A 24862-nucleotide genomic window follows, 5' to 3' on the forward strand; every position below is an offset into this window, starting at 1 on the left:
CAGTCTTCTTCCTTAACCGAGCGGGGATGCAGGGCGTTTTAACCACGGCCGCCGTGAATAATGCGCAACCTCAAAATTTTCAATCTCCGGCAAGTATTGCAATGTCCAGGCTATCGCATCTTCGCCTGCGGCCAGCATCGCCCGTTTGAGTTCACTGATCACAAAGGAGATCGTTTCCTCTGCCGTCGTAATTTCGCAGCGATCGAGTGAAACAGTGATAGAATTGGTATCAGCACTCGCGGCAAGCTGCGCCAGGCGCGCCAAAGCAGGTTCATCTAATGAGACCGTGAGGATCCCGTTGCGTTGGCAGTTATCATCGAAAATGCCTGCAAATGTGCTACCTATCAGCCCCCGTACTCCCAGTTGTTTTAATCCCCATACGGCGTGTTCACGACTCGATCCACAGCCAAAATTGGGGCCAACCAGCAGGAATGTCGCGCTCTGCCAGCCCGGCATGTTCAGAATAAAATCAGGATTTGGTTGGCCGCCAGCCATAAAGCGACGATCGAAAAACCCCCCTTTATCCAGCCCCTGGCGATCGATCCCTTTCAGGAACTGTTTTGGCATAATCACATCAGTGTCGATATTCGGTTCCAGCATCGGCGCAATTCGCCCGCTGATTTGCTTAAACGTATCCATCTTATTCCCCTGCCTGAAGTAATGACCGAACATCGACCAGATGCCCCGCTACCGCCGCCGCCGCAACCATCGCCGGGCTCATCAAATGCGTTCTTGCTCCAGCGCCCTGTCGTCCAGGGAAGTTACGGTTCGTACCTGATGCACAGCGATCGCCGGGCGACAATACATCTTCATTCATCGCAAGGCACATTGAGCAACCCGACTGCCGCCATTCAAAACCGGCAGCAATAAAGATTTTCGCCAGTCCTTCTTCTTCCGCCTGGCGTCTTACCATTGTTGAACCAGGCACAATGATCCCGCGAACATGGCTGGCGATTTTGCGCCCTTCAAGCACCTTCGCAACGGCACGCAAATCCTCAATGCGACCATTTGTGCATGAACCAATAAAAGCGTGAGAGATACGAATATCTTTCAGCAACATGCCAGCCGTTAATCCCATGTAATGAAGGGCCTTCTCAAGCGCCAGGCGCTTAAGCGGATTGGTTTCCTGTTCCGGGAAAGGGACACGTCCGGTGATGGAACCTGTTTGATCCGGACTGATTCCCCAGGTGACTTTAGGCTCAAGATCATGGCAGTTGATCGCCACCGTCTTATCAAATACCGCATCAGCATCGCTGCTCAACTGTGACCATTCCAGCAATGCCTGCTGCCAGAGTTCACCTACAGGCATTTGCGGTTTACCGTAGATATAGTCAAAAACCTTTTTATCCGGCGCAATAATGGCACCACGCGCCCCCGCTTCTACCGCCATGTTGCAGAGCGTCATTCGTCCTTCAACGCTCAACGCGCTGATGGCCTCACCCACAAATTCAATGGCATATCCCGTCGCGCCATCAGCGCCAATACGTTCAAGCAATTCAAGAACAATATCTTTTGCGGAACAGGCGAAAGGTAGCTCTCCCTGAACACTTACGCGCATGGTTTTGAGCTTGCGGTAAACCAGCGTCTGCGTGGCCAGCAGATGTTCAATTTCCGACGTCCCGATACCAAAGCCCAGCGCGCCAAATGCACCGTAGGTTGTCGTGTGACTATCCCCGGCGGCGATCACCATGCCAGGCATCACTAGCCCTTGTTCATGAGCAACCACGTGTTCAATCCCCTGACGCGGATCCAGCACATCAAATAATGTGATGCCAAAGTCAGCGGCATTTTCCCGAAAGTAATCAACCTGTAGCTGTCCTCCCGGATCGGTCATTAAGTCATCCCGTTGCGACCGCGTAGGATTAACATGGTCAATATTCAATAAAAACGTGTCGGGGTGCCGAACGGTGCGGCCGCGTTCTCTTAACCCGCTAAATGCCTGCGGGCTGGTATATTCATTCAGTATTGAACGATCAATATAAAGTAAAACATGTCCTTCGTTATCAAGTTCACGAATGGTATGTGACTCAACTAATTTTTCATACAGCGTTTTAGCAGACATATATATTCCTGGAGCAACGAATATCCGGGTAGCCAAATATTCACAATTTAGGCTTTTAGCTATAGTGACACATTAATGAAAAAATGATGATTCCATTATGGAAAGTATAAAAACACACTTCGTGTCTATAATCAGAAACTCTCCTGAACTGACTGTTTTTTGATTTGCGGTTGTTTCTCATATTTTGCGAAAATAAACCGGCAGATAAATAATCCTATCCCCAGCATCATCAGACATGATGCCGCAATAGCATTCCATCCCTGCCAGGAGAAAAGATACCCGTTGAAATACCCCATTACTGCACCGCCAGCGTAGTAGCAAAGCAGATAAAACGATGTCGCCTGTCCTTTTGCGTTTGGACTCCGTGAACTGACCCAGGCTAATACGGTGGAATGAGCAGAGAAAAATGCGACTGACAGTAAAACGATACCTGAAATGAAAACCCACAGAGAAGGGGCGATTAGCGTGAGAAATGCACCGACCATCATACAGATGATCAGCATACTGAGCGCATTCATCGACCCAATATTCAACGCGACACGGGCAGCATATGGCGCAAGAAAAAAAGTTAATGAGAAGCTAACTGGAATCAAACCTATCCAGGTGTAGCTCAGCTCATAAGGCGGTCGATGCAGGTAAAACGCCAGAAAATTAAAGATGGACGTAAAAGAGCCGAAAAGAATAAATCCAATGACAAAACATAATGATACGCGGATATTCTTAAAATGTTCCAACCCGCCTTTCAACACTGCACCAAGCTGTAGTGAAGGTGTAGGAACAAACTGTCGGGATGTTGGGAGAAACAACTTCACCGCGAGTGCCATAGCAATCAGAACACCACCGAAGATAAAGAAAATCATATCTATAGATACATGCTCCATCATCAAAGTTGCAAACACACGACCAGACATACTCCCTAGCGAATTGCCAAAAATAAAATATCCAGTAACAATCCCTGCCAAAGCAGGAGAGACTTCTTCACTGATATAGACTGTAACGGCCGCCGTAATACCACTTACTGCAATGCCGAGCAAAGCGCGGTATACCACCAGCATCGGCCATGATGATGCAGTTGCGCACAATAGAGTTAAAATACCTCCTGCCAGCAACGAATAAAAAATGATTGGCTTTCGCCCAAAACGGTCAGATAACGTGCCGCTAAATAACATGGCTAATGCCAGAAACCCCACCTCAGCAGACAAAATCATCCCTACCTGATTCAATGGGATATTATAAACCTCACTTAACTTTGGTAATAAAGCCTGGATTGAATATAAAGAAGCTAACTCTGCCAAACCCGCCAGAGGTAATATCATTAAAATAGGCAAGTACTTACCTATTGTCTCTTCAATATTATTTTTCATACACAATGTTCCGTAAAAGATCCTGATTGCCATCTGCCTGTTTGCCAACAAACATCCGTGTATACAATATTTATCTTTTACGTTTGCAGAATTGACAGCGTTCACATTTTATTTTTCTTAATAGAGACAAAATGGAATCAAGTGTTTTATGAAATGTAGATCATCTAAGAATGACGCGGTAATGGCAACGTAGTAAGTTATGAACTATATATTTATTCAATAAATATATAGACATTAATTTGACGAAAAGAAATGAATCGGCAGTCCAAAATTGTCACTGGCAACCCCTTCTGGACGCCGCCATCCTTAGATGGAAACGTCCGTTAGCGTTTTATTCGATAGTCAGCTCACACGAGTTCTTTGAGCTGCTCCTGCATATAGGTCGAAAAATACTCTGGGTTTTTGATAAGGATGCGGTTACCGGAGGCGACTTTTTCTGCCCATCCGGCCACTTTTTTCGTGAACTCAGGATTCCATCCCTCCTGCTCACCCCGTGCCATCACAACTTCCGGACTCGCTGGCACACCTAAGTCATGCAAATACTTTAGAATTCCCTTAGCGGTGCTTTCATCCATTGAATGGGGCACTGACGCCGAAGTGTTCATACCACCAATAAAATCCAAGGCTTTTTCAATTGCTGTTGGCATGCTCTTATCCTTAAAATTAACCACGTGAGAGACACCTTGATACTATGTACCCAACTCCGCCGGGATATCAAAGAGAACATCGCCTTTCTTTGACTTACCCCGCAGCTAAACGCTTGCGCGGCTGTTTTCTGCACTATTTTTTGGCTTCTCCGGCTAAAACCAGCCCGGTCGCTACCGCATTGCGCGGGCCTTCAGTACCACAGATATTACCCTGCCCGGCGACAACGCCGTACTACGCCATCGTTATTGATAATGGCGGCATCGGTGGATCCTGCGCCTAAATCGAGGATCGCCAGCGGCGCGGCGCATCCAGGCGTCGTTAACGCGCCAGCCACAGCCATGTTGGCTTCCACACCACCGACTTCAACTGGGGTATTTAACCGGGCGCTTAGCTCGCTGGCGATAGCCTGCATCTGTAAGCGATCGGATTTCACCATTGCCGCAATGCCAACGGCGTTTTCCATTGAACATTCCCCGGCAATGCCACCCTGCACCGCGCGGGGAATAAACGTATCCACCGCCAGAAGATCCTGGATATGCACGGCGTTCATGTCATGACCGGTCAGCGAGGCCATTGATCTTACCCAGCAATAGTGGACACGCGACTAAGTGAGTAAACTCACAAGTAAGAGGTGACTCACATGACAAAACCAGCATCAACCACCAAAAAGCCACGCAAGCAGCACACGCCTGACGGATGAGCTTCGTGCTCAGGGTTACCAGTTCAACGTGAAAACCGTGGCGGCCAGCCTGCGTCGGCAGGGGCTGCGGGCGAAAGCCTCGCGCCGGTTCCGTCCGGTCAGTTACCGCAAACATGGTCTGCCAGTCTCAGAGAATCTGCTGAAGCAGGACTTTTACGCCAGCGGCCCGAATCAGAAGTGGGTGGGTGACATCACGTATCTTCGCACTGGTGAAGGCTGGCTTTATCTGGCCGTGGTTATCGATCTGTGGTCGCGGTCAGTCATTGGCTGGTCGATGTCCTCGCGGATGACAGCACAGCTTGCCTGCGATGCGTTACAGATGGCGCTGTGGCGGCGTAAATGTCCGGAAAATGTCATCGTGCATACAGACAGAGGCGGTCAGTACTGTTCAACGGATTACCAGAGCTTACTGAAACGCCATAATCTGCGGGGAAGTATGAGCGCCAGAGGTTGTTGTTACGACAATGCCTGTGCGGAAAGCTTCTTCCATACGCTGAGGGTGGAATGTATCCACGGAGAGGACTTTGTCAGCCGGGAAATAATGCGGACAGCAGTGTTTAATTATAGTGAGTGTGATTACAATCGGTGGCGTCGTCACAGTGCCTGTGGCGGTCTCAGTCCGGAACAATTTGAAAACCAGAACCTCGCTTAGGGTTGTGCCCATATTACGCGGGTAGGATCACAGCTCTTTCCTTCTGCCACAAGTTTTCGGGCATCATCACGACGAGAACTGACATCTGCAAGTGTGATCGTCGGATACACACCCGGCGAGATCATTTTTGGCTTACCGGCAAAACGATAACGGAACCGCCAGCTCTTGCTTCCATTAGGTTCAATTAGCAATGACAACCCTTGCCCATCTCCGAGTGTATAGGCTTTAGTTTCAGGCTTAGCGCGGCGAATCTGCATATCGTTTAAAGGCATGTGGATAGGAATCCAAGACCGAACAGGAACATATACACAATCCTATACACATTCAGTGTCGGATTCTACTGGATGGTTACGGACGGTGATGGACAAAAAAGCAATAAAGTCGTTATAAATCAGTGTATTTATGGATGAATACGGACGTTTGAGGAACTTGAGATGGTGCCGATAATAGGAGTCGAACCTACGACCTTCGCATTACGAATGCGCTGCTCTACCAACTGAGCTATATCGGCCCTGAGAAGGATGTGTTCACGCGGGTGAATCACGGGGTAGAAGGTTAAAACTAACCGGGCGGTGCGTCAATAGCCTTGCTACTCAACCGGCTATTTTTGCACCGCTCGTCATTAATTACGCACGAATCGTACCATCGCCAAAGCCGATCCACTTATAGGTGGTAAGCGCTTCAAGCCCCATCGGACCGCGGGCATGTAATTTCTGCGTGCTGACCGCCACTTCTGCGCCAAGCCCAAACTGCCCGCCGTCGGTAAAACGGGTAGAGGCGTTGACATAAACCGCAGCGGAATCCACTTCGTTCACAAAACGCGCAGCATTATGCATATCACACGTCAAAATCGCATCGGAGTGCTGAGTACCATGTTCGCGAATGTGGGCGATAGCGCCATCCATATTTTCGACCACCACAACGTTCAGATCCAGAGACAGAAACTCGTTATCCAGCTCTTCCGGTTTCAGCGGCACCAGTTTGGCAGGGCCATGCAGTACCTGCATGACGGTTTCATCCCCATGCAACGTTACGCCGCTCTCCGCCATCTGCTTGTTCAGCGCAGGCAAAAAGCGTTCTGCGATGTCCTGATGCACCAGCAAGGTTTCCACCGTGTTACAGGTGCTCGGGCGCTGGGTTTTGGCGTTGACAATAATCTTCAGCGCCGGGGCGATGTCTGCGCTGCTATCAACAAAAATATGGCACACGCCAATCCCGCCGGTAATCACCGGAATGGTGGATTGCTCGCGGCACAGTTTATGCAAGCCTGCGCCGCCGCGCGGGATCAGCATATCGATGTACTTATCCATACGCAGCATTTCATTGACCAGCGAACGATCCGGATTATCAATCGCCTGAACCGCTGCCTCCGGTAAACCGCAAGCTTTCAGCGCCTTCTGAATGACACGAACGGTTGCGGCATTCGTGCGATGCGTCTCTTTCCCACCGCGTAGAATCACCGCATTACCGGTTTTCAGACACAAAGAAGCCACATCAACGGTAACATTCGGACGCGCCTCATAGATAACGCCAACCACGCCCAACGGCACGCGGCGGCGCTCCAGACGTAGCCCGCTGTCCAGCAGACCGCCGTCGATCACCTGCCCGACCGGGTCGGCGAGATTACAGACCTGGCGCACATCGTCAGCAATCGCTTTCAGACGCGCAGGGGTCAGCGCCAGGCGGTCCAGCATCGCTTCGCTCAGGCCATTGGCTCGCGCCTGCTCAACATCTTGTACGTTCGCGCTGAGGATACTTTCCATTTGCGCTTCCAGTTCATCGGCTATTTTTTCCAGCACGCGATTTTTTTCGCCGCTGGAGAGCAGCGCCAGCTTATACGACGCCGCTTTAGCAGCAATGCCCATTTGTTCCAGCATATGCCTGTTCCTTATCGAGTAATCATGTCATCACGATGAACAGCGACCGGGCCATATTCATAGCCCAGAATCGCATCGATTTGTTGAGAGTGGTGACCGGCTATCCGCCGCAGAGCATCACTGTTATAACGGCTGACGCCATGAGCAATATCACGCCCTTGCAGGTTACAAATTCTGATGACCTCCCCCCGCGAGAAATTGCCCGTCACGCTTTTGATGCCTTTTGGCAGAAGTGAACTGCCACGTTCCAGCATTGCCGCGGTCGCGCCTTCATCAACCGTAATTTCACCTGCCGGCGGCGCGCCGAAGATCCAACGTTTGCGGTTTTCCAGCGGCGAGGCTTGCGCATGAAAACGGGTGCCGACGGAAATCCCCTCCATCACATCGCCGATCACGCCCGGTTTACTGCCTGAGGCAATAATCGTATCAATACCCGCGCGACAGGCCACGTCTGCCGCCTGAAGCTTAGTGCTCATACCACCGGTTCCCAGCCCGGAAACGCTGTCTCCCGCGATAGAGCGCAGCGCATCGTCAACGCCATACACATCTTTGATAAGCTCCGCCTGCGGATTGCTACGCGGATCGGCGGTAAATAATCCTTGCTGATCGGTCAGCAGCAGCAGTTTATCCGCGCCTGCCAGGATCGCCGCCAGCGCGGAGAGGTTATCGTTGTCGCCCACTTTAATTTCCGCTGTCGCAACGGCATCATTTTCATTGATAACCGGCACAATATGGTTATCCAGTAATGCACGTAGCGTATCGCGGGCGTTCAGAAAGCGCTCTCTGTCTTCCATATCCGCACGCGTCAACAGCATCTGCCCGATATGGATACCGTAAATTGAAAACAACTGCTCCCACAGTTGAATCAAGCGGCTTTGCCCTACCGCCGCCAGAAGCTGTTTAGAGGCAATTGTTGCCGGCAGTTCCGGGTAGCCGAGATGTTCACGTCCGGCGGCAATCGCGCCAGAGGTAACAATAACAATACGATGTCCCGCGGCGTGTAACTGCGCGCACTGGCGGACAAGTTCTACGATATGGGCACGGTTCAGGCGGCGCGATCCGCCTGTTAGCACGCTGGTGCCGAGTTTTACGACCAGCGTCTGGCTGTCACTCATGATTCTCTGCCGTTCAAAATAAGAAATAAAGACCAAATGAACGTTTTAGCAGGACTGGCTCCGGTTGCCAACAACCTGTACGCGTAGCGTGAAATTTTGTTGCGCAGGATCAGCAAGCGTAGCGGCGGAATTTGACCATTTTATTACCGCAACAATTAAACATATTTTTTTAAAAAAATTCTCACTTTGTCATAAATCTTTCATTACCGAACGTTAAAAACCTTCCTGTTTTTTACCGGGTTTCCCGACAAATCATAGCGCGTAATTAAAACAGGAATGGAAATGAATAAAAGCACTCTGGCAATAGTGGTGAGTATCATCGCATCAGCATCTGTTCACGCCGCCGAGGTTTACAATAAAAACGGTAATAAGCTTGATGTGTATGGAAAAGTTAAAGCCATGCACTATATGAGCGATTATGACAGCAAAGATGGCGATCAAAGCTACGTTCGTTTTGGTTTTAAAGGCGAAACGCAAATTAACGATCAATTGACCGGCTACGGGCGCTGGGAAGCTGAGTTTGCCGGTAATAAAGCCGAAAGTGATTCGTCCCAGCAAAAAACCCGCCTGGCCTTTGCTGGCCTGAAATTAAAAGATATCGGTTCTTTTGACTATGGACGTAACCTGGGCGCGCTGTACGATGTTGAGGCCTGGACGGATATGTTTCCCGAATTCGGCGGCGACTCTTCCGCCCAGACCGATAATTTTATGACTAAACGCGCCAGCGGGCTGGCGACTTACCGCAATACCGATTTCTTCGGCATCGTTGATGGACTGGATCTTACCTTACAGTATCAGGGGAAAAACGAAGATCGCGATGTGAAAAAGCAAAACGGCGACGGCTTCGGCACTTCCGTGAGCTATGATTTCGGCGGCAGTGATTTTGCCGTCAGCGGCGCTTATACTCTCTCCGATCGCACCAGGGAGCAAAATCTGCAGCGCCGCGGTACGGGCGATAAAGCCGAAGCCTGGGCTACGGGTGTTAAGTATGACGCGAATGATATTTATATTGCGACTTTCTATTCAGAAACCCGCAACATGACGCCAGTTTCCGGCGGATTTGCCAATAAAACTCAAAACTTCGAAGCGGTTATCCAGTATCAGTTTGACTTTGGTCTGCGTCCGTCATTAGGCTATGTGCTGTCAAAAGGCAAAGATATTGAGGGCGTCGGCAGTGAGGATTTGGTGAATTACATTGACGTTGGCGCAACCTATTATTTCAACAAAAATATGTCCGCGTTTGTAGATTACAAAATCAATCAGCTTGATAGCGATAACACGTTAGGCATTAATGACGATGATATTGTGGCAATAGGGTTGACCTACCAGTTCTGATAAGTCGCATTGTGCCTGATGGCGCTACGCCATCAGGCATGGCAGCAGGGTTATGCCGACAGTTTTACCGGCTCGTCGTTGAAATCGTCAGACGGCTCCAGCGCCAGCTCCATAGAAATCAGCAGGTCGCGTAGTTTTTCATGAAACTCGCGTAGCGTGTATTCCAGTCGCTCCACCACTTCGGTTTCGTTAATCGGCACTACGGTCCAGTTGCCCTCTTTATCAAACAAACCAAACTGATAACGATAAGTGAAGCGTTTCTCTTGTGCTTCCAGCTCCATCCACCAGCCCCAAAATTCACGCTTCTCTGGCGCGGGCTTCACGTTGACGCAAACTGCCAGGCAATCGAAAAAAAAACGATTGTCTTCGCACTGCCCTTCCCGGATATAAGGGCCAAGCGCGGTAAATTTCTTGATCAATCTACTTTTCGGGTGTCCACTCGGTAACGTCATTGCGATCTCCTTTAATGAAGCAACTGTTTTACCAAATCAATAGAATTTATCAATCTATTAACACAATCTATGATTAATCCAGTCGGTAATTTCTTGCAGCGCGTGGTCAAAATTACGGTACACCGGGTTAAAAGGGATCTCTATCAGCTTACCGTCTGAAGATGATGTTGTAATTAAGCGAGACTCTTCTTCCGGGCTGAAAGGATCGTTTTTCCAGAAGCCGGAAAGCATTGGCGTAGGACAACGTCTGCCCAGTAGCCCCTGTACTTTCAACGAATAGCGATTGAGCTCCACACGCAGCGCCTCATCCGAAGCATCATGCATACCCAGACGGCTGGCCAGCACATCCAGATACATCTCCGGCACCGTGCTCTGTCGTTGCGGATCGCTAAGTAGCGCATGGACCACCGGCCCCAGGCAAGCCACCGCCTTCAAACGCGGCGCTTCCAGATAGGCCAGACGCACCGCAACATTGGCGCCAAAACGGAAACCAAACGCCGCAACACGGGTATGATCCACCCAGGGGACATTAGGAAGCGCTTTTAACACATGCTGATGGAGCAAGCTGGAATCCTGGGTTAATTTCCACTTTGATGAAAATCCAACCGAAGGCATATCAAGCGTTAACATCGCGATACCGCGCGGCGCGAAATAGCGTTCATACAGGGTGTAATAGTCGGTTTGCATGGCGTCCAGGCCGCCGCACATGAGCACCGTCGGAAACGGGCCATCCCCTTTCGGCATATGTAAAAACGCGGTGACAGGCGAACCGCCAGGAACGGCAAATTCCATTTCACGTAACGAGCCTGGCAACCGCTGCGCGGCCTCTTCATAGGCGCGATTCGCCAGCGCCTGCGCCTGCTCCGCCAGCTCATCGCCCTTCAAATGCGGGTAGGCGGCAATGTTATAGAGCGTTGAGGCATGAAGCCAGTAGCGTCCGCTGCGCATGGCGTCCTGTTCCTGACAGGCTTTCTGCTGCCAGTCCATCGCCTGCTTTGCCCACTCATAAATCCAGTTGCCGCCGCGGTAACCGATGACCGTATCGTATAAATCATCATCCGTTCGCTCTGCGTCGCTCATCACAATGCGCGCCTGCACATCAAGGATTTCTCGTGGGTCAACGCCGCGCCAAATCCACATCAGGCGGTTTATCATGCGATACCAGTGCGGGACGTTCTTACCGTCCAGCGCGGATTGCATGGGCGGCTGCGACCCACGATTGAACCGACGGACAAGGGTAGACGTTTCAGTATGTTTAAAGCGGGGTTTGAACAGGGTTTCGCTGAGGTTAGCCTGTGTCATTCGTGCAGCCTCCTTGGATACTCATAGAGGCTTATTGTAACCAATAAAACAGCGCCCGGCATTGCCGGGCGCTCTGAAAAGCTGCTGATTAACGACCTGAAATCGGCGGTACAAATACCACACCCATATCCCAGGGCTGTTCAATCCAGGTGTTCTGAGGAATATCAATAACATAATCATCAACCAGCGGACGGCCCGCCGGTTTAGCGAAAATCGTGACGAAATGCGCTTTAGGGTACATTTCGCGAATCGCGACGGCGGTACCGCCGGTATCGACCAGATCGTCGATGACGATAAAGCCTTCGCCGTCGCCTTCTGCACGTTTCAGCACTTTCAGTTCGCGCTGGTTATCGTGATCGTAGCTGGAGATGCATACGGTATCGACATGACGAATGCCCAATTCACGCGCCAGTAGTGCGCCCGGTACAAGGCCGCCACGACTTACGGCAATAATGCCTTTCCATTGTTCTGAAGGCATGAGGCGGCTCGCCAGTTTGCGTGCGTGAATCTGCAACATGTCCCAGGTGACGACGTATTTTTCGCTCATGTGAAGTGTCCCAGCCTGTTTATCTACGGCTTAAAAAGTGTTCGAGGGGGAAATAGTTGCGCGAGATTATAGAGACCTGACGCGCTAAAAACCAGTGTTTAGCGGAATCCACGCCTCTTTTTGTATGCTTTATACTACCCGCAGGCGGAGAAAGTGGTATTCTCAGTCGCATCTCGTAAGAGTTATCAATTCCGCTAACCCTGTGGCCTGTAAGAACGTTTTTCAGACCACCGCCAAGGAGACTTATCGTGTCTGAACTGTCTCAGTTATCACCACAACCTTTGTGGGATATTTTTGCCAAAATCTGTTCTATTCCTCACCCGTCCTATCACGAAGAGCAACTCGCGGAACATATTGTGAGTTGGGCCAAAGAGAAAGGCCTTTACGTGGATCGCGACCAGGTCGGTAATATTCTGATCCGTAAGCCCGCCACTGCAGGTATGGAAAATCGCAAGCCGGTCGTTTTACAGGCGCATCTGGATATGGTGCCGCAAAAAAATAGCGACACCGTTCACGACTTCACTACAGATCCTATCCAGCCTTATATTGATGGCGAATGGGTTAAAGCGCGCGGTACTACGCTCGGCGCCGACAATGGTATTGGAATGGCTTCTGCGTTAGCGGTACTGGCTGACGATAATGTCGTCCACGGCCCGCTGGAAGTGCTGCTGACCATGACCGAAGAAGCGGGCATGGATGGCGCGTTCGGCCTCCAGTCCGGCTGGTTGCAGGCCGACATCCTGATCAACACCGACTCTGAAGAAGAAGGTGAGATCTATATGGGCTGCGCAGGCGGTATTGATTTTACCTCTAATCTGCCGTTGACCCGTGAAGCTGTACCCGCAGGATTTGCGTGCTTTAAGCTAACCCTGAAAGGCCTGAAAGGCGGCCACTCCGGTGGTGAAATTCACCTCGGTCTTGGCAATGCCAACAAATTGCTGGCGCGTTTTCTGGCCGGGCACGCAGAAGAACTGGATCTGCGTCTGATCGATTTCAACGGCGGCACGCTGCGTAACGCGATTCCGCGCGAAGCGTTCGCTACCCTCGCCGTTGCCACAGACAACGTAGGCGCTCTGAAAACATTAGTGAACGCTTACCAGGATATTCTGAAAAACGAACTGGCGGAAAAAGAGAAAAACCTGACGCTGCAACTCAATGAGGTTGCCAGTGATAAAGCCGCATTGACCGCGCCGTCACGCGATACCTTTGTGCGCCTGCTGAACGCAACGCCGAACGGCGTGATCCGCAATTCAGACGTGGCGAAAGGCGTAGTGGAAACATCGCTGAACGTTGGCGTGGTCACAATGTCTGATGCGAATGTCGAAATTCACTGCCTGATTCGCTCTCTAATCGACAGCGGTAAAGATTATGTGGTGAGTATGCTGGATTCGCTGGGCAAGCTGGCTGGCGCGAAAACCGAAGCAAAAGGCAGCTATCCTGGCTGGCAGCCCGATGCGAACTCGCCGGTCATGCACCTGGTGCGGGAAACCTATCAGCGTCTGTTCAACAAGACACCGAACATCCAGATTATCCACGCCGGCCTGGAATGCGGTCTGTTTAAGAAACCCTATCCGGATATGGACATGGTTTCTATTGGGCCTACCATTACCGGACCTCACTCTCCGGATGAGCAGGTACATATCGAAAGCGTCGGCCACTACTGGACTCTGCTGACCGAATTGCTGAAAGCGATTCCTGCGAAGTAAGAAAGCGCTAAAATGCCCGTCCCATTTCTGGAACGGGCTATCAATATGGAATATCGGGTATCTATTGCCAGATAAACTCTCCTGGATGCGCTGAATAGCGCTGCGGCTACACGCGAATAGCCGGACAGCCCTATAACAGCGCCGGTAACACCGAATTATTGTGGCGTAAACGCCATTCCTTTAAATATCCGCAGCGGATTGCCGCGCTCAATCTGATGATGGAACAGACGCCTTTCAGACTTCAACGCCGCACACTCATTTTGCCGTTGCTGTTCCAGCCGCCAGGCAATCAGCAGCCGGGCCAGACGCTTATTCGCATGTTGACTGCGCTCCGACTGAACCTTCACGCTAATCCCGCTCGCCAGGTGCGTGGCCCGCACTGCCGAGTCGGTTTTATTAACGTGCTGCCCACCCGGGCCGGAAGAGCGCAGAGTCTCGAAACGAATCTCATCAGACTGTATGTGCTCGTCGGCGGAAAAGCGCCCAATGCCGACGTACCAGTTTTTTCGCCCATGGTGCGGGCGATACGGGCTGGTACAAATCCACAGTAACGTGCCGCACCAACGTTCACTGAAAGCCATGGCTTTTTCGCCGTCCAGCGAGACCAGCGCAGAACGCAGCGTGTCTGGTAATCGTCCCGGCTCTGTTTCAAGCCGTGTCAGCGATACCTTTTCTCTGGCGGCTTCTTTCGTCAGACAATCCAGCGCTTTTTTTACCGCCAGACAACACTCGTCCGGTCCCTGCGCAGAAGAAAGTTGCAGTAAGATCATGCGCTTTTCTCCCCTGAGGTTTTCAGCGTCAGCACCGGACGCAGGCAGGCAACCGGCGTAATCAGTCCGGCGTCTGCCAGACAATCCACAACGCTATCGATGGATTTATACGCCTGCGGCGCTTCTTCATAAATGAGCTGGCGATCGCGGCAAATCACCCGGCTACCCATCCCGGTACGGCAGAGCTGTCGCGGGGTAAATTTTGCCGATAACCGGTCTTTACACTCGGTACGCATCCATTTGCGCCCCGCACCGTGCGCCAGGGAGAAGAGGCTCTCCTCGCTGACGACGGGTTTCACCAGCCAGCTATAATCGCCGCGCGAGCCGGGGATAATCACCAGTCCCTGCCCATCTGGCGTAGCGCCTTTACGGTGCAGCCACCCCGCCTCACCCGCGACAGTACAGGGTTCAACGAAGTTATGCGCCACATCCAGCCGCGGTTCGCCCTCAGCCTTGAGTTGTTGCAGTATCCGGCGGGCAATCAGCGCGCGATTACTGCGGGCAAATGCCAGCGCATCGTCATGTTCTGCAAGGTAGCGGCGCGCATCGTCGCTATCTTCCGGCAAACCGTTATGCGAAAACGCCTCCACATGACGACGCAGGATAGCTTGCCCCAGACCGCGTGAACCACTGTGTACCAACAGTAATAACTGCGCTTTTTGCAACCCCGACAAAGCGAACGAATCAGCATCGACGATGCGATCGACCTGTTGCAGCTCGGCAAAATGATTGCCGCCGCCAATAGAACCCAGCGCAGAGCGCCACGAATGATGCTGCATTGCGGCGGGGACATTCTCCTCCAGCCACTGCGCGTCCGCCACGTCAGGCAGCGACGCCAGCCGCTTCTCCAGTTTATCGGCGTTATATTTACGCCCTAAAATATCCGTTTGCCATAACGCCATGCCGCAGCCGATATCGTTGCCGACCAGCGCCGGATAAAAGCGTCCACGCGAGAAAAAGGCTGCGCCAATAGGGTAGCCGCGCCCCGGATGCAGATCTGGCATCCCGATAACGCGTTTCATACCGGTTAACTTAGCCGTCGTATATAATTGTTGGATCGCGGAATCTTCGATCCACAGGTTATCTGATGCGATAGAAAATACCACATCTGATAAAGGACGAATATAATTGCCCATATACCATTCCATATATGAATTAAAAAATCAGGAAATGGCAGACTAATCCAGGGCAATAAAAGAAAATTAATCCTGGAAAGGTCTGCAAAGTGCGTTCAGAGAATAAAGTGTCATGATGAACCTCCTTTGCAGTTATTGAGAATGAGAAAACGCGGGTATAGTAATACTGAAATTTAGATGGCGCAATCGTAATAGTGATAAAATCTTAATAGCCTGACTTATAACCCTAACACCAACTGTCGTTCCAACTGAGGGTCGAGCAGCGTTACATGTAGCCCCACCAGCCGTACGCCGCGCTCGCCGCGACGCTCGTCCCAGGTTTTACGGGCGGTGGTAATTAAGTCTTCTTTATTTAATTGCGGCCAGACATGTTCCTGAGTGGTTTGCTGAAAATCATTAAATTTTAATTTAACGCCCTGTCGGGCAATCAGTAAATCGGGCTTTACTATAGCCAGACGACGCTCCAGTTCCGGATATAAATGTTCAATAATGGCCTCGCAGTCCGACCATTCATGAATATCCTCCGCCAGAGTACGCTCAACACCTACCGATTTACGCAGCCTTTCGCTGTTAACATCACGCTCGTCAATACCCTGACTACGCTCCCATAATACCCGGCCAAATTTACCAAAGCGTTTGAGAAGCATCGCCAGATCGCACTGTTGAATATCCCCGCAGGTTCTTAACCCCATATTTTCCAGTTTAGCGGCGGAAACTTTCCCCACGCCTGGAATTTTGGCTAACGGCAACGTTTTAAGAAAGCCGGGTACATCGGCTGGCGTAATAACATATTGTCCGTTCGGTTTATTGAGATCGGAGGCGATCTTCGCCAGAAATTTCACTGGCGCAACGCCGGCGGAGGCGGTGAGTTGCAGTTCATTGAAAATAGTCTGACGAATCTCCCTGGCGATCAGAGTTGCCGAACCATAACAGTGCGGGCTGTCAGTCACATCCAGCCAGGCTTCATCCAGCGAGAGCGGTTCAATCAGTGAAGTGTAGCGGGAAAAGATGTCACGTACATGCCGCGAAGCCTCTTTATAGGCGTCAAAGCGGCCAGGCAGTAAGGTGAGATGGGGGCACAGCTTTAGCGCCATGGCGGTCGGCATCGCGCTACGTACGCCAAACTGGCGCGCAGGATAGTTGGCGGTACTGATAACGCCTCTTCGCTCACGACTCCCGCCAATGGCAATGGGGATATCGCGTAACGCCGGATTATCACGCATCTCTACCGCGGCAAAAAAACAGTCCATATCAACATGTATGATTTTGCGCATCGCTCGCCCCCACAATACTGTTTAAGTGTACAGTATGTTTTATTGCGCGCAAAGAGACATTCGCGTTAAAAATGCGACATATTCGAAGGTATGACGACGAAAGCGGCGGGAAAATTGTAAACGTACACACGGGGACTTGCGAAAAACTGCCGTGGTGCTAATGTGAGCGCTCCAAATCCAGATTACTCCGATTTGGGGACTCTTTTGCCGTTCTGGCGTGTGTAACCGTTTTATCAAGGAACAAGCAGTATGCGTAAAATCGCATTTTTTCTTGCGATGCTTCTGATGCCGTGCGTCTCGTTTGCCGGTTTGCTGAGCAGCAGCAGCCCCGTCACGCCGGTCAGTAAAGAGTATAAGCAGCAGTTAATGGGCTCACCGGTCTATATTCAGATTTTTAAAGAAGAGCGCACTCTTGATCTCTACGTCAAAATGGGTGAGCAATACCAGTTGCTTGATAGCTACAAAATTTGCAACTATTCCGGTGGGTTAGGCCCGAAACGCCGTCAGGGCGATTTTAAAAGTCCGGAAGGGTTTTACAGCGTTCAGCGCAATCAACTCAAGCCAGACAGCCGTTTTTATAAGGCCATCAACATTGGTTTTCCCAATGCCTACGATCGCGCGCATGGCTATGATGGTAAATATCTGATGATTCACGGCGCCTGTGTTTCCGTCGGCTGCTATGCCATGACCGATAGCGGCATTGATGAGATTTTCCAGTTTGTCACCGCCGCGCTGGTCTTTGGTCAGCCGAGCGTGCAGGTGAGTATTTATCCGTTCCGGATGACCGACGCCAATATGCAGCGTCATAAATATTCATATTACAAAGATTTCTGGGCGCAGCTAAAACCCGGCTACGATTATTTTGAACAGACGCATAAGCCGCCAACTGTTTCTATCGTTGATGGACGTTACGTCGTGAGCAAACCGTTGAGTCACGAAGTCGTTCAGCCACAGCTGGCCTCAAATTATACGCTCTCCGAGGCAAAATAACGCCCATTCGCCTGGCATAATCTTTTGCCAGGTTTCATTCCCCGTTAGCGGCTGGGTAGCAATCACGGTAACCACGTCATTTGGCGTGGTCTGTGAGCTGAAATCAATTTCCATATCCTGATCCACCAGCGTGGCTACGCCAAACGGCGCCCGGCGAGTGATCCAGTGCAAATGGGTTGAGCAAAACGCCATCACATATCGCCCATCTGACAGCAGCATGTTAAAAACGCCTTTTTCACGTAATACCGTCGCCAGTGTCGCAATATATTTAAATACCGCTGTCATGTTGCCCGGCGTGCGGGGATAACGCTGCGTTAATTTATGCAATAGCCAGCAAAACGCTTTTTCGCTGTCGGTTTCCCCCACCGGACGAAAATTACCGGTTTCCAGCGACTTATAACCGTTGAGCTGACCGTTATGAGCATAAGTCCAGTTGCGTCCCCATAATTCCCGGGTAAAAGGGTGTGTATTTTCCAGCGCCACTTCACCGCGATTAGCCTGACGGATATGGGCGATAACCGAGCAGGACTTGATCGGGTAATTCTGTACCAGTTTCGCAATCGGCGAATGGTAGCTCGGTTGCGGATCTTTAAACGTGCGACAGCCCTTTCCTTCGTAAAAGGTAATTCCCCAGCCGTCTTTATGCGGCCCGGTTCCGCCGCCACGCTGCACCAGTCCGGTGAAGCTAAAGCAGATATCCGTCGGCACATTGGCGCTCATCCCAAGCAGTTCGCACATACATCACCTCCACAAACGCCTTAAGCGGGAAGGCGTAATTTTTACAGCCAATCAAATCTCAAAATATCAAAGAAAACAATATGCTATACCCTAAATAATTCGAGTTGCAGGAAGGCGGTAAGGGAGGAAATCCCCAGGAACATAGATAACTATGTGACTGGGGTTTCTGAGCGCAACCAACGCACCTGCAGCTTGAAGTATGACGGGTATAGTTATTTAACCATCTCTTTTTCGATCAGTTGAATCAGGATATGAATTACTTTGATATGAATTTCCTGAATACGATCGGCATAACCGAAGTGCGGTACGCGAATTTCAATATCCGCCGTTCCCGCCATTTTGCCGCCGTCTTTGCCGGTCAACGTAATCACTTTCATGCCTTTTTCACGGGCCGCGGCAATCGCTTTAATCACGTTACCAGAGTTACCCGACGTCGAGATCCCTAACAGGACATCGCCTTCGCGCCCTACCGCCTCAACGTAACGAGAGAAAATATAGTCATAGCCAAAATCATTACTGACGCAGGATATATGGCTAACATCAGAAATCGCAATTGCCGGGTAGCCCGGACGATTTTCACGATAACGACCTGTCAGCTCTTCAGCAAAGTGCATCGCATCGCAATGGGAGCCGCCGTTACCGCAGGAAAGTACCTTACCACCCGCTTTAAAACTGTCAGCCAACAGGACCGCCGCGCGCTGAATGGCGTGAATATTGGCGTCATCTTTTAAAAAATTAGCCAGCGTTTCCGCCGCTTCGTTCAGTTCGTTACGAATAAGATCCTGGTACATGAGGATATCCTTCAGCATGAATGTAAATGACAGTATGCAGTGTACCGGATAGCAGTACAGGCGAGAAGCATAAGCCGAATTAACGCCTCACGCTTTTGATTTTTCGTGCCCCCAAAAACGGCAACAATGTGAGCTTTGTTGTAATTATTTTGTAAACACATTGCTAAAAAATTTTACATCCACTACAACCTAATCATCACAAGTGGTCAGACCTCCTACAAGCAAGGGAGCTTTTCGTTATGATGATTTTGAGTATTATCGCTACGGTTGTTCTGCTCGGCGCATTGTTCTATCACCGCGTGAGTTTATTTCTCAGCAGCCTGATTCTGCTCGCCTGGACCGCCGCACTTGGCGTCGCTGGCCTGTGGTCCATCTGGCTGTTGGTTCCTCTGGCCATTATCCTCGTGCCGTTTAACCTCACACCGATGCGAAAATCAATGATTTCCGCACCGGTGTTCCGCGGCTTCCGTAAGGTCATGCCGCCGATGTCGCGCACTGAGAAAGAAGCGATTGATGCCGGTACAACCTGGTGGGAAGGCGATCTGTTCCAGGGCAAGCCAGACTGGAAAAAACTGCACAACTATCCGCAACCGCAACTCACTGCCGAAGAGCAAGCGTTTCTCGACGGTCCGGTAGAAGAAGCGTGCCGGATGGCGAACGATTTCCAGATTACCCATGAACTGGCGGATCTGCCGCCGGAACTGTGGGCTTATCTGAAAGAGCATCGTTTTTTTGCGATGATCATTAAAAAAGAGTACGGCGGGCTGGAGTTCTCCGCTTATGCGCAGTCCCGTGTACTGCAAAAACTGTCCGGCGTCTCCGGAATTCTGGCTATCACCGTCGGCGTTCCAAACTCACTCGGCCCTGGCGAGTTGTTGCAGCACTATGGTACGGAAGAGCAGAAGAATCACTATCTGCCGCGACTGGCGCGCGGCCAGGAGATCCCCTGCTTTGCGCTGACCAGCCCGGAAGCAGGTTCTGATGCAGGCGCCATTCCGGATACCGGCGTGGTTTGCATGGGCGAATGGCAGGGCCAGCAGGTGCTGGGTATGCGTCTGACCTGGAACAAGCGTTACATTACGCTGGCGCCGATAGCTACCGTGTTGGGCCTGGCGTTTAAGCTTTCCGATCCGGATAGATTGTTAGGCGGAGAAGAAGAGCTGGGTATTACCTGCGCCCTGATCCCCACCTCAACGCCGGGTGTGGAAATTGGTCGTCGTCACTTCCCGCTTAACGTTCCGTTCCAGAATGGCCCAACCCGCGGTAACGATATTTTCGTGCCTATTGATTATATTATCGGCGGCCCCAAAATGGCCGGACAGGGCTGGCGTATGCTGGTGGAATGTTTGTCGGTAGGACGCGGTATTACCCTGCCGTCCAACTCCACTGGCGGGGTGAAATCCGTCGCGCTGGCAACCGGCGCCTATGCTCACATTCGTCGTCAGTTCAAAATTTCTATCGGCAAGATGGAAGGTATTGAAGAACCGCTGGCGCGTATTGCAGGTAACGCTTATGTGATGGATGCCGCCGCATCGTTAATCACCTACGGCATTATGCTGGGCGAAAAACCGGCGGTACTGTCGGCTATCGTGAAGTACCACTGCACCCACCGCGGCCAGCAGTCCATTATCGACGCGATGGATATCACTGGGGGTAAAGGCATTATGCTGGGCGAGAGCAACTTCCTGGCGCGTGCTTACCAGGGCGCGCCTATCGCGATCACCGTGGAAGGCGCGAATATCCTGACCCGTAGCATGATGATCTTTGGTCAGGGCGCCATTCGCTGCCATCCTTATGTACTGGAAGAGATGGCCGCAGCGCAGAATAATGATGTGAATGCCTTTGATAAACTGTTGTTTAAACATATTGGTCATGTCGGCAGCAATACCGTCCGCAGTTTCTGGCTTGGCCTGACCCGCGGATTAACGAGCCATACGCCAACCGGCGACGCCACGAAGCGTTATTACCAGCATCTGAACCGACTGAGCGCAAACCTGGCCCTGCTGTCCGACGTGTCAATGGCGGTACTGGGCGGCAGCCTGAAACGCCGCGAGCGTATCTCCGCGCGTCTGGGCGATGTGTTGAGTCAGCTTTATCTGGCCTCAGCCGTACTGAAGCGTTACGACGACGAAGGTCGCCACGAAGCCGACCTGCCGCTGGTACACTGGGGCGTACAGGATGCGCTGTATCGTGCTGAACAAGCGATGGACGATCTGCTGCAGAACTTCCCGAACCGCGTCGTGGCCGGATTGCTCACCGCGATGATCTTCCCGACTGGCCGTCATTATCTGGCGCCGTCTGATAAGCTGGATCACGCCGTGGCGAAGATCCTACAGGTGCCGAACGCCACACGTTCACGCATTGGGCGCGGTCAGTATCTGACGCCCGCCGAACATAATCCGGTCGGTTTACTGGAAGAAGCGCTGCGTGATGTCATCGCTGCCGACCCTATCCACCAGCGCATCTGCAAAGAACTGGGTAAAAATCTGCCGTTTACTCGTCTGGATGAACTGGCGCGCAATGCGCTGGCGAAAGGGCTTATAGATAAAGATGAAGCCGCCATTCTGGCGAAAGCGGAAGAGAGCCGCCTGCGCAGTATCAACGTTGATGATTTTGAACCTGAAGCGCTGGCGACCAAACCGGTAAAGCTGCCGGAGAAAGTGCGTAAAGTCGAAGCCGCATAATCAGTCTCGCGTCTTTCCTGCCCCGCTTTCGCGGGGCTTTTTCTTGCCGCTTTTTTATTATTGCTCATGCTACAGTGTAAAGACGCTGTTCAATGAGGAGCTCCGATCGTGTCTGGTTTGAAAATTACTCTGTTGCAACAACCTTTAGTCTGGATGGACGGCCCGGCAAACCTGCGTCATTTTGACAGACAGCTAGAGCTCGTATCTGGCCGGGATGTGATTGTTCTGCCTGAAATGTTTACCACCGGCTTCGCGATGGAGGCCGCTAATAACTCACTTTCGCAAGATAGCGTGATTACGTGGATGCAGGCCAAAGCCCGACAAACTGACGCTCTGATTGCCGGCAGCGCGGCGCTACAAACTGAGCGCGGCGCCGTAAATCGCTTCTTACTGGTTGAACCGGAAGGCAAGGTTCATCTCTATGATAAGCGCCATCTCTTTCGTATGGCGGATGAACATCAACATTATGCCGCAGGCGATAAACGCATCATCGTGCAGTGGCGCGGTTGGCGCATTCTGCCGCTGATCTGTTACGATCTGCGCTTTCCGATATGGTCACGCAACCGCAATGATTACGATCTGGCGCTGTATGTAGCGAACTGGCCCGCGCCGCGCTCGCTACACTGGCAAACATTACTGACGGCGCGCGCTATTGAAAATCAGGCTTATGTCGCAGGCTGCAACCGGGTTGGCACCGATGGTAACGGGCTACATTATCGCGGCGATAGCCGGATCATTAATCCCCAGGGCGACATTATCGCCACCGCCGAACCACACCAGGCGACACGTATCGATGCCGATCTTTCTCTCGTCGCCTTGCAGGACTATCGCGAAAAATTTCCAGCCTGGCGCGATGCCGATCCATTCACCTTGTAAGCAACCTGCCGCTCACCGCGGCGGGATTGTTTCACTCCGTAACTCTCCGTAAAACAAATTCGCGTGGCGTAATGTGGCAGGCAACGTATTCTGACTAAGAGCCTATCCCACCAGGCGTTATTGGCGCAGCCAGTTTGGACACGGACAGCGCGCAAAAACCGGAGCGTACACGTAGTACGTGAGGTTTGACTCGCTACGCTCGCCCTTCGGGCCGCCGCTAGCGGCGTTCAAAACGCTAACGCGTTTTGGCGAGCACTGCCCAGGTCCAAAATGGCAAGTAAAATAGCCCTAATGGGATAGGCTCTAAGATAATTGCTCGCCATTCGTGGGTAATAAAAACGGTTAATCACTCCCTTATCAGGATATCTTCATGAAAAACTTTGTACGCACAACTTTACTGGCAGCGACTCTGGCGGGCGTTTCTTTTGGCGCTTTCGCCACCGCTGTCCCCAATCCTCCCCTGCCCGCCCAGGATCCTATTGTCCAGCATCTGAAGCTGACAAACGATCAGATTACCCGGATCAAAAAACTTCACCAACAACTGGAAACCGACGTCAGTCAGATTTCTATGAAGGGAATTAAAGACGGTGCGCTGATAGAGGTGATTAAATCCGGTAAATGGGATGACGCCGCCGTAAAACAGCAGCTTGCAGCCTTCAGTAACATAGAACAACAGGCTCGCTATTATCGGGTTAAATATTATTTTGATTTAAGCAAAGTCTTAACACCAGAACAGCGTCAACAGGTACAACAAGATCTCGCCCAGGCTCTTGAGTAAATATTTTTGCCCGTTATTCCTGGATAACGGGCTTTATCCAGGTCGGGTACAAATTCATCTTCATCTTTTTCTTACAGCATCGCTCTATCTCACACTACCCGTTACATAACGTAGAAGTGAAACCGTACGTGGGGCTGGCATACGTTGGGCAATTTGGCGAGGAGATGGATTTCCATACCGACGATTATCGTATTGTTATTTAATATTTTCATCTCATTTTTTACCCGCTTACAGAAAACCCAGCGTTACAATAGACCGTTTTTTGGCTTCGTTTATGTAATCGTTATATCACACCCTATACCGTGAAACTTGTCTTTTAGCCCAATATTAAGGCAGGTTCTGAAATGAAAAACTTTTTCGCAGTCTGCATCATTCCCCTTGTGGTAGCCTGGTCCGCTACTGCATCAGCACAAGAAGGGATCTATATCACCGGGAAAGCGGGGACATCCGTAGTCAATGTCTATGGAATCAACTCAACCTTCAGCCAGGATGAGATAGTTAATGGTCATGCAACGTTACCTGACCGTACCAAAGGCGTTTTTGGCGGCGGGGTTGCTATCGGTTATGACTTTTATGATCCATTCCAGCTTCCAGTACGTTTAGAACTGGATACCACTTTCAGAGGTGAGACGGATGCTAAAGGCGGGCAGGATATTATTGCATTTGGTGATCCAGTACACATAAATGTAAAAAATCAGGTCCGAATGACCACTTACATGGTTAATGGCTATTATGATTTTCACAATAGTACGGCATTTACTCCCTATATCAGCGCAGGCGTTGGCCTCGCTCATGTGAAGCTAAGTAATAACACCATTCCTGTTGGTTTTGGTATTAATGAAACTCTGTCTGCTTCAAAAAATAACTTTGCCTGGGGCGCAGGTATCGGTGCAAAATATGCTGTAACAGATAATATTATGATTGACGCCAGTTATAAATACATTAATGCTGGCAAAGTAAGCATTTCAAAAAATCACTATGCTGGTGATGAACATACCGCTTATGATGCAGACACAAAGGCTGCCTCCAATGACTTCATGCTCGGCATTACTTACGCCTTTTAAA

General features: G+C 51.0%; 21 protein-coding genes, 1 tRNA gene and 4 pseudogenes. 8 read left to right on the forward strand and 18 right to left on the reverse strand.

What is annotated here, in order from left to right; translation table 11 throughout:
• Nucleotides 1-12: 12 nt before the first annotated feature.
• The 6 genes and pseudogenes from leuD to ACLJNW_RS13235 form a co-directional block, all read right to left on the reverse strand.
• Entirely contained in the window at nt 13-639 is a 627-nt protein-coding gene (gene leuD, locus ACLJNW_RS13210) for a 3-isopropylmalate dehydratase small subunit (RefSeq protein WP_024154462.1), read from the reverse strand.
• Nucleotide 640: 1 nt separating this feature from the next.
• A complete protein-coding gene (gene leuC / locus ACLJNW_RS13215; protein WP_001274854.1) occupies nt 641-2062 on the reverse strand; it encodes a 3-isopropylmalate dehydratase large subunit in 1422 nt (473 codons plus the stop codon).
• 131 nt (nt 2063-2193) lie between these two features.
• Nucleotides 2194-3432: an MFS transporter gene (locus ACLJNW_RS13220; RefSeq protein ID WP_077905371.1), complete on the reverse strand. Its 1239-nt coding sequence runs from the start codon at nt 3430-3432 to the stop codon at nt 2194-2196.
• A 341-nt stretch (nt 3433-3773) separates the two neighbouring features.
• A complete protein-coding gene (locus ACLJNW_RS13225; RefSeq protein ID WP_001573898.1) occupies nt 3774-4097 on the reverse strand; it encodes a DUF1889 family protein in 324 nt (107 codons plus the stop codon).
• A 109-nt stretch (nt 4098-4206) separates the two neighbouring features.
• Nucleotides 4207-4282 (reverse strand): annotated as a pseudogene (locus ACLJNW_RS13230) (diol dehydratase reactivase ATPase-like domain-containing protein); the annotation flags it as partial.
• Nucleotides 4283-4648 (reverse strand): annotated as a pseudogene (locus ACLJNW_RS13235) (diol dehydratase reactivase ATPase-like domain-containing protein); the annotation flags it as partial.
• A 109-nt stretch (nt 4649-4757) separates the two neighbouring features.
• Here ACLJNW_RS13235 and ACLJNW_RS13240 point away from each other — a divergent pair.
• Nucleotides 4758-5426: pseudogene (locus ACLJNW_RS13240) on the forward strand (IS3-like element ISSty2 family transposase); the annotation flags it as partial.
• Nucleotides 5427-5443: 17 nt separating this feature from the next.
• Here the strand turns inward: ACLJNW_RS13240 and ACLJNW_RS13245 are convergent.
• The 4 genes and pseudogenes from ACLJNW_RS13245 to proB form a co-directional block, all read right to left on the reverse strand.
• Nucleotides 5444-5698: pseudogene (locus ACLJNW_RS13245) on the reverse strand (Arm DNA-binding domain-containing protein); the annotation flags it as partial.
• A 163-nt stretch (nt 5699-5861) separates the two neighbouring features.
• Nucleotides 5862-5937, reverse strand: a tRNA-Thr gene (locus ACLJNW_RS13250).
• A 115-nt stretch (nt 5938-6052) separates the two neighbouring features.
• The gene (proA, locus tag ACLJNW_RS13255) at nt 6053-7303 is read right to left on the reverse strand and encodes a glutamate-5-semialdehyde dehydrogenase (RefSeq protein WP_023256403.1); all 1251 of its coding nucleotides are present in this window, start codon (nt 7301-7303) and stop codon (nt 6053-6055) included.
• An 11-nt stretch (nt 7304-7314) separates the two neighbouring features.
• Nucleotides 7315-8418, reverse strand: a complete 1104-nt coding sequence (gene proB / locus ACLJNW_RS13260) for a glutamate 5-kinase (RefSeq protein WP_001285275.1) — start codon at nt 8416-8418, stop codon at nt 7315-7317.
• Nucleotides 8419-8700: 282 nt separating this feature from the next.
• On the opposite strand from proB, the gene phoE reads away from it, so the two are divergent.
• Nucleotides 8701-9753 carry a phosphoporin PhoE gene (gene phoE, locus ACLJNW_RS13265; RefSeq protein ID WP_001043667.1) on the forward strand — a complete coding sequence of 351 codons (1053 nt, stop codon included), beginning with the start codon at nt 8701-8703 and terminating at the stop codon, nt 9751-9753.
• 50 nt (nt 9754-9803) lie between these two features.
• Here phoE and crl read toward each other — a convergent pair whose 3' ends face one another.
• The 3 genes from crl to gpt all read right to left on the reverse strand — a co-directional run bounded on the left by crl (nt 9804) and on the right by gpt (nt 12054).
• On the reverse strand, nt 9804-10205 hold the full coding sequence (gene crl / locus ACLJNW_RS13270) for a sigma factor-binding protein Crl (protein WP_000174696.1): 402 nt from the start codon (nt 10203-10205) through the stop codon (nt 9804-9806).
• A gap of 57 nt (nt 10206-10262) precedes the next feature.
• A complete protein-coding gene (gene frsA, locus ACLJNW_RS13275; RefSeq protein ID WP_000189586.1) occupies nt 10263-11507 on the reverse strand; it encodes an esterase FrsA in 1245 nt (414 codons plus the stop codon).
• A gap of 88 nt (nt 11508-11595) precedes the next feature.
• A complete protein-coding gene (gpt, locus tag ACLJNW_RS13280; RefSeq protein ID WP_001292018.1) occupies nt 11596-12054 on the reverse strand; it encodes a xanthine phosphoribosyltransferase in 459 nt (152 codons plus the stop codon).
• A gap of 248 nt (nt 12055-12302) precedes the next feature.
• Here gpt and pepD point away from each other — a divergent pair, with 248 nt between their 5' ends.
• Nucleotides 12303-13760: a cytosol nonspecific dipeptidase gene (gene pepD, locus ACLJNW_RS13285; RefSeq protein WP_001292979.1), complete on the forward strand. Its 1458-nt coding sequence runs from the start codon at nt 12303-12305 to the stop codon at nt 13758-13760.
• Nucleotides 13761-13915: 155 nt separating this feature from the next.
• Here the strand turns inward: pepD and prfH are convergent, their stop codons facing one another.
• From prfH to dinB, 3 genes are all read right to left on the reverse strand, one after another.
• A complete protein-coding gene (prfH, locus tag ACLJNW_RS13290) occupies nt 13916-14530 on the reverse strand; it encodes a peptide chain release factor H (protein WP_000602086.1) in 615 nt (204 codons plus the stop codon).
• The gene (locus ACLJNW_RS13295; protein WP_000528886.1) at nt 14527-15666 is read right to left on the reverse strand and encodes an RNA ligase RtcB family protein; all 1140 of its coding nucleotides are present in this window, start codon (nt 15664-15666) and stop codon (nt 14527-14529) included. The genes prfH and ACLJNW_RS13295 overlap by 4 nt, the downstream gene beginning before the upstream one ends.
• Before the next feature lie 218 nt (nt 15667-15884).
• Nucleotides 15885-16940 carry a DNA polymerase IV gene (gene dinB / locus ACLJNW_RS13300; protein WP_001226204.1) on the reverse strand — a complete coding sequence of 352 codons (1056 nt, stop codon included), beginning with the start codon at nt 16938-16940 and terminating at the stop codon, nt 15885-15887.
• A gap of 249 nt (nt 16941-17189) precedes the next feature.
• Here dinB and dpaA point away from each other — a divergent pair, with 249 nt between their 5' ends.
• Nucleotides 17190-17930 carry a peptidoglycan meso-diaminopimelic acid protein amidase gene (gene dpaA / locus ACLJNW_RS13305; protein WP_001225658.1) on the forward strand — a complete coding sequence of 247 codons (741 nt, stop codon included), beginning with the start codon at nt 17190-17192 and terminating at the stop codon, nt 17928-17930.
• Here the strand turns inward: dpaA and ACLJNW_RS13310 are convergent.
• Both ACLJNW_RS13310 and lpcA read right to left on the reverse strand, forming a co-directional pair.
• Nucleotides 17901-18668 (reverse strand): class II glutamine amidotransferase, encoded by a 768-nt coding sequence (locus tag ACLJNW_RS13310; protein ID WP_000333387.1) that lies wholly within the window; start codon nt 18666-18668, stop codon nt 17901-17903. The genes dpaA and ACLJNW_RS13310 overlap by 30 nt on opposite strands.
• 212 nt (nt 18669-18880) lie before the next feature.
• The gene (lpcA, locus tag ACLJNW_RS13315) at nt 18881-19459 is read right to left on the reverse strand and encodes a D-sedoheptulose 7-phosphate isomerase (RefSeq protein WP_000284051.1); all 579 of its coding nucleotides are present in this window, start codon (nt 19457-19459) and stop codon (nt 18881-18883) included.
• A 239-nt stretch (nt 19460-19698) separates the two neighbouring features.
• Here lpcA and fadE point away from each other — a divergent pair, with 239 nt between their 5' ends.
• The 4 genes from fadE to pagN all read left to right on the forward strand — a co-directional run bounded on the left by fadE (nt 19699) and on the right by pagN (nt 24861).
• Nucleotides 19699-22143, forward strand: a complete 2445-nt coding sequence (fadE, locus tag ACLJNW_RS13320) for an acyl-CoA dehydrogenase FadE (protein WP_000973041.1) — start codon at nt 19699-19701, stop codon at nt 22141-22143.
• A gap of 108 nt (nt 22144-22251) precedes the next feature.
• Nucleotides 22252-23019 (forward strand): amidohydrolase, encoded by a 768-nt coding sequence (locus ACLJNW_RS13325; RefSeq protein ID WP_000015789.1) that lies wholly within the window; start codon nt 22252-22254, stop codon nt 23017-23019.
• A gap of 370 nt (nt 23020-23389) precedes the next feature.
• The gene (locus tag ACLJNW_RS13330) at nt 23390-23797 is read left to right on the forward strand and encodes a Spy/CpxP family protein refolding chaperone (protein WP_000788200.1); all 408 of its coding nucleotides are present in this window, start codon (nt 23390-23392) and stop codon (nt 23795-23797) included.
• A 344-nt stretch (nt 23798-24141) separates the two neighbouring features.
• Nucleotides 24142-24861, forward strand: a complete 720-nt coding sequence (gene pagN / locus ACLJNW_RS13335; protein WP_000787610.1) for an adhesin/invasin protein PagN — start codon at nt 24142-24144, stop codon at nt 24859-24861.
• The last annotated feature ends 1 nt before the right edge of the window (nt 24862 follow it).

It is taken from the genome of Salmonella sp. SAL4457, from assembly GCF_046548235.1.
GTDB classification, from domain to species: Bacteria; Pseudomonadota; Gammaproteobacteria; order Enterobacterales; family Enterobacteriaceae; genus Salmonella; species Salmonella enterica.

Bases quoted from the DNA above. Each gene is read 5' to 3' on its own strand.
- ACLJNW_RS13330 (WP_000788200.1), top strand. From the start codon at position 23,390: ATGAAAAACTTTGTACGCACAACTTTACTGGCAGCGACTCTGGCGGGC.
- leuD (WP_024154462.1), bottom strand. From the start codon at position 639: ATGGATACGTTTAAGCAAATCAGCGGGCGAATTGCGCCGATGCTGGAA.
- dpaA (WP_001225658.1), top strand. From the start codon at position 17,190: ATGCGTAAAATCGCATTTTTTCTTGCGATGCTTCTGATGCCGTGCGTC.
- frsA (WP_000189586.1), bottom strand. From the start codon at position 11,507: ATGACACAGGCTAACCTCAGCGAAACCCTGTTCAAACCCCGCTTTAAA.
- crl (WP_000174696.1), bottom strand. From the start codon at position 10,205: ATGACGTTACCGAGTGGACACCCGAAAAGTAGATTGATCAAGAAATTT.
- proA (WP_023256403.1), bottom strand. From the start codon at position 7,303: ATGCTGGAACAAATGGGCATTGCTGCTAAAGCGGCGTCGTATAAGCTG.
- pagN (WP_000787610.1), top strand. From the start codon at position 24,142: ATGAAAAACTTTTTCGCAGTCTGCATCATTCCCCTTGTGGTAGCCTGG.
- gpt (WP_001292018.1), bottom strand. From the start codon at position 12,054: ATGAGCGAAAAATACGTCGTCACCTGGGACATGTTGCAGATTCACGCA.
- dinB (WP_001226204.1), bottom strand. From the start codon at position 16,940: ATGCGCAAAATCATACATGTTGATATGGACTGTTTTTTTGCCGCGGTA.
- phoE (WP_001043667.1), top strand. From the start codon at position 8,701: ATGAATAAAAGCACTCTGGCAATAGTGGTGAGTATCATCGCATCAGCA.
- lpcA (WP_000284051.1), bottom strand. From the start codon at position 19,459: ATGTACCAGGATCTTATTCGTAACGAACTGAACGAAGCGGCGGAAACG.
- prfH (WP_000602086.1), bottom strand. From the start codon at position 14,530: ATGATCTTACTGCAACTTTCTTCTGCGCAGGGACCGGACGAGTGTTGT.
- ACLJNW_RS13295 (WP_000528886.1), bottom strand. From the start codon at position 15,666: ATGGGCAATTATATTCGTCCTTTATCAGATGTGGTATTTTCTATCGCA.
- leuC (WP_001274854.1), bottom strand. From the start codon at position 2,062: ATGTCTGCTAAAACGCTGTATGAAAAATTAGTTGAGTCACATACCATT.
- proB (WP_001285275.1), bottom strand. From the start codon at position 8,418: ATGAGTGACAGCCAGACGCTGGTCGTAAAACTCGGCACCAGCGTGCTA.
- fadE (WP_000973041.1), top strand. From the start codon at position 19,699: ATGATGATTTTGAGTATTATCGCTACGGTTGTTCTGCTCGGCGCATTG.
- ACLJNW_RS13310 (WP_000333387.1), bottom strand. From the start codon at position 18,668: ATGTGCGAACTGCTTGGGATGAGCGCCAATGTGCCGACGGATATCTGC.